This window comes from Clostridium sartagoforme AAU1 (assembly GCF_000401215.1).
GTDB lineage: Bacteria > Bacillota > Clostridia > Clostridiales > Clostridiaceae > Clostridium > Clostridium sartagoforme.
In genome coordinates this window covers 1-4,675 of record NZ_ASRV01000203.1, presented here as the reverse complement: position 1 = coordinate 4,675, position 4,675 = coordinate 1, and the positions used below count along the sequence as shown (strand labels likewise).

Below are 4,675 nucleotides of genomic sequence, written 5' to 3'. Positions count from 1 at the left end.
TTATCTTTGTAAAATCTATTAAAACTCCAATCAACTCTAAATCTAATAAAAATATCCTCTTCTTGTGGCTCAAAGTGAATATCTGATGCATTTAAACTTATGGCTTTAGCTAATATAATTTCAAAAAGCTCTTCTCGTTCCCCTAAAAAGATTTTTTCTATTAAATCTAAAATAAATTCTTTACTCTCTTTTATTATTTTTATTTTTTTATTAAATAAAAACTCTACTTCCTCTTTATTTTCCAAAACATCCTCTGAAGATAATACTATTATAAAATCTTCTTTAATATTTATAGGTAAAGATTTATTTTCTATAGCTTTATATTTATTTAATTTTCTAGCTGTTTCTATATTTATTTCATCCATTTCAAAATTAAAAATGTTCATATTAAATCACCATCTAAATTAATATCCATTTTTAGCAAAATATACATTTTTATAAGTATAAAAAAGAAAGATTTATAATTTTACTTATAAATCTTTCTAGTTACAATCAATAAAGTTATATGATCCAGAACTCTCGTGTATTGTGCTTATAGTATCATCTTCACAAACATAAATCTTTTCTTGATTAGGGATGTCTCCTCCAATAAAATTATATTTCCATTTTTATCTTTCGAAAGGCCTTTATCTAAATTTATTAATTGTGGGAAATCATAAACTAATCTTTTAGCTTTCCCATCATTAATTTTATATAATGAATAATTATTATCCTGTAATTTTCCTAATATAAATATACCTTGAGATGTGACTTCAACATCACTAACATCCATAACATTTTCAATTATATCTATAGCTTTTCCACTTGAATCTATAATTTTAAATATTTTTTGTTTGCCTTCCTTCTCTTGTAAAAATACTACTCCATTATCTAAGCTCTTTAAAAATTCTACATAACCTAAATCTATTTTATATAAAAGTTTTTCCTGTTTTTCTTCAACATTATAAATAAATATACCATTATTTTTATTATTATCTACACCATAATAAACTAAATTTTTTTCGTCTAACCAATCCATTAGACTTCCTGAAATAGCTACATTACTATTTATTGATATATTTTTATTATTTACTAAATCTTTTACTTTTAAATTTAGGTATACTTCTTTTGTGAAGTATGCTACATATTTACCATTTTCAGATATCTTAGGTGAAATAACTGTTTTATTGTCTTCTATTAATTCTTCTTTTCCTGAATGTTTTGTTTTATATTCTCCATTTTCACTATAAATAAAGCTTCCACTTTTTAAGTCATAGGAGGTAATTACATATTCTGTATCTACTTTTTCATATTTATTATTTATTAAATTATAAATTTTATATTGTCCTGAATTTTCTATAGCTATTGCTCCATTTAAAATATTGATTTTATTTTCCTCTATTTCAGCTTCTTTTGTACAGCCATATAACAATATAGCTATTATTAAAATAAAGTTAACAAGGAAAATTCTCCTTATTTTCTTTGTATTCATATTTTACCTCTTTTAATTAATATAGTTCCCCTTTACAAATAAAGTCTGCAGCCCCTATCATATATACTTCGTCATTTACAACTTCAACTTCTAAACTTCCACCTAATGTTTTTACTTTAACTTTATCATCACATAATCCTAGTTTTTTTAATGCTACTACTGATGCACAACATCCAGTTCCACAAGCTAAAGTTGCTCCGGCACCCCTTTCCCAAGTCCTTACTTCTATATTTTTTTTATCAATTATCTTGATAAAATTAACATTTGTACCATCAATAAACAAATTATATTTTTCTATAATTCTTCCTTCTTCTATCGTATGTTCATCATTATTATTAATTAGAATAGTGTGTGGCACACCCATTAACAATGTTGTTAATTTATATGTTTTTCCCTCTATTTTTACTTTTTCATTTATTAATTCTTTTTTGTTTCTTAAAGGAATATCTTTGCCACTAAAACTTGCCTTTCCCATATTTACTTTTATTAATTCAACTTTATTATTATTTGTTTTAAGTTCTACATTTTTTATTCCATCTCCTGTTTCAATACTTATTATACTTTTATCTATTGAATTAATTTCATATAAATATTTTGCAAAACATCTAATTGCATTTCCACACATATTTGCACGTGATCCATCACTATTTATTATTACCATCTTTGCATCTGCAATATTAGATTTTCTTATTATAACTAATCCGTCTGCCCCTATTCCAAACCTTCTATCGCATACCTTCTTTGCAATCTCTATTTCATTATCAATAAATTCATTTTTATTATCTATTATAAAGATAAAATCATTTCCTAACCCCTGCATTTTTATAAAATTCATCAAAACTCCCCCTTGTATTAACTGCATATGCCCCATTGATAAAATTACTAATTAAATGTTATACTATCCTTATCTTATTACCAAAGAAAGGATGATATTTATGGCTTTTGATGGTATCTACTTATATAGTTTATTATATGATTTTAAAAAATCAATATTAAATTGTAAAATAGATAAAATTAATCAACCTGAAAAAGATGAAATAATTTTAACATTAAGAAAAGATAGACAAAATCTTAAATTATTAATTTCAGCTTCTTCAAAATTTCCTAGAATACATTTAACTAATATAAATAAACCTAACCCTTTGCAAGCACCAATGTTTACTATGGTTATGAGAAAATATTTAATTGGTGGTAAAATTACAAATATAACTCAATTAAATGGTGATAGAATTATTCAGCTGCACATTGAATCTACAGATGAATTAGGCTTTGATAGTAAATATATATTGATAATTGAAATTATGGGAAGACATAGTAATATAACTCTTGTTAGAGAAAGAGATAATAAAGTTATGGAATGTATTAAGCATATTTCTTCTGATATAAATACTTATAGAGTTTTATATCCAGGTGTAAATTATGTATATCCTCCAGCATCTAACAAAGTAAATCCTTTTGATTTTTCAATAAATGATATTCAGTCATATTTAAATAATAATGATATTAATATAGACGAAAGAATATTTTCAAATATATTTACTGGTATAAGTAAATCCTTATCAAAGTGTATATATGAAAATTTCTTACAAGATAATAATACCATAAATATAGAAAATATTTTTAATTTCTTTAAAAATTTTATGAAAAATGTAGAAAATAAGTTTGAATATAAAATCTATAAAGATAATGAAGTTTTTAAAGATTTTCATTGTATTAAATTAAGTAATCTTGAAAACATCTATTCCTCAATATCTTTTGAAAATCCAAGTGAACTACTTGATGAATTTTTTACTGTTAAAGATAAGCAGGATAGACTTTTAAATAGATCTACAGATTTACAAAAATTAATTTCAACTAATATAGATAGATGTAATAATAAATCTAAAAAATTAAAAAATATTCTTGAAGAATGTGCTGAAAAAGAAAAATATAGAATTAATGGTGATTTATTAACTTCTTATATATATATGCTAAAAAAAGGATTAAAAGAAATATCATTGTTAAATTTTTATAGCGATAAAGAAGAGGAGTATTTAACTATAAAACTAGATGAAAATAAGACGCCATCTGAAAATATACAATATTTCTATAAAAAATATAATAAATTAAAAAAATCTGAAGAATCTGCATTGGCACAATTAGAAAAAAATGAAGAAGAACTTCAATACTTAAATTCGGTTATGACAAATATATTAAATTGTGAAAGCTATATTGAAATAGATGATATAAAAAAAGAATTGATCGAAACTGGGTATTTAAGATTTAAAAATACTGGTAAGAATAATAAAAAAGATAAATCTTCTAAACCTATGCATATAATTTCTTCTGATGGAATTGATATTTATATTGGTAAAAATAATATTCAAAATGACTACTTAACATTAAAATTTGCAAATAAAAATCATATGTGGCTTCATACAAAGAATATACCTGGTTCACACGTTATACTTTGTAGTGATAATCCATCTGATATAGCTTTGGAAGAAGCTGGAATACTTGCCTCTTACTATAGTAAGGCTAAAAATTCTACAAAAGTTCCGGTGGATTATACTAAAGTAAAAAACTTAAAGAAACCTAATGGTTCAAAACCTGGTATGGTTATATATCATACAAACTATACTCTATATACAGAACCATCATTATACAACACTTTGAAATTTGAAGGAAACAAAATATTAAACAAGTAACAGGTGTCAAGGAACAGGTATTTCATAGTTCACAAGGCACAGTTCACAGTTCACAATTTTTAGTTAACATTTAAAATTAAAGCTCTGTTTTAAAATAATGTTAATATTATATTTAAAATTTAAAAGTCCGGTGATTTGAAAGCACTGGACTTTAGTTTCTAATAGTTTAAAAGTGTTAATTATTATATTAATTTATATCTTACTATTAATGGACTTAATACAATAACAAATAATAAGTATATTAAGTATAACACTATAGCATTATAGCCAAAGTTAAATAAATATTTTTGAAATAATATTGGTAGTGTTATTAATATTGATATAATTATTCTAGATATATTATTAGTTTTTAATGTAGCATTACAATTTTTACATTTTATTTGCCAATCCCTAGAAAAAGACCATATAGAAAATAATAATTCCATATATGAAAACCTTTCCCTACATTTAATACACTTTTGAATATTAACCCCTCCTTCATAATTATCTACAAAATAAACATTATATTACTATTTCA

4 protein-coding genes and 1 pseudogene are annotated in these 4,675 nt (G+C 23.4%); 1 reads left to right on the top strand and 4 read right to left on the bottom strand.

Annotated elements, in window-relative coordinates; genetic code table 11:
- The 3 genes and pseudogenes from A500_RS16145 to dapF form a co-directional block, all read right to left on the bottom strand.
- Nucleotides 1–386: pseudogene (locus A500_RS16145) on the bottom strand (GspE/PulE family protein); the annotation flags it as partial.
- Between the two features lie 146 nt (nucleotides 387–532).
- A complete protein-coding gene (locus A500_RS16140; RefSeq protein ID WP_016208634.1) occupies nucleotides 533–1,471 on the bottom strand; it encodes a hypothetical protein in 939 nt (312 codons plus the stop codon).
- Nucleotides 1,472–1,487: 16 nt separating this feature from the next.
- Entirely contained in the window at nucleotides 1,488–2,306 is an 819-nt protein-coding gene (gene dapF / locus A500_RS16135) for a diaminopimelate epimerase (RefSeq protein WP_016208633.1), read from the bottom strand.
- Nucleotides 2,307–2,406: 100 nt separating this feature from the next.
- Between dapF and A500_RS16130 the strand changes: the two genes are divergently transcribed.
- Nucleotides 2,407–4,158 carry an Rqc2 family fibronectin-binding protein gene (locus tag A500_RS16130; RefSeq protein ID WP_016208632.1) on the top strand — a complete coding sequence of 584 codons (1,752 nt, stop codon included), beginning with the start codon at nucleotides 2,407–2,409 and terminating at the stop codon, nucleotides 4,156–4,158.
- Nucleotides 4,159–4,340: 182 nt separating this feature from the next.
- On the opposite strand, the gene A500_RS22100 is transcribed toward A500_RS16130, so the two are convergent.
- On the bottom strand, nucleotides 4,341–4,610 hold the full coding sequence (locus A500_RS22100; protein ID WP_423219300.1) for a TIGR04104 family putative zinc finger protein: 270 nt from the start codon (nucleotides 4,608–4,610) through the stop codon (nucleotides 4,341–4,343).
- Nucleotides 4,611–4,675 lie beyond the last annotated feature (65 nt).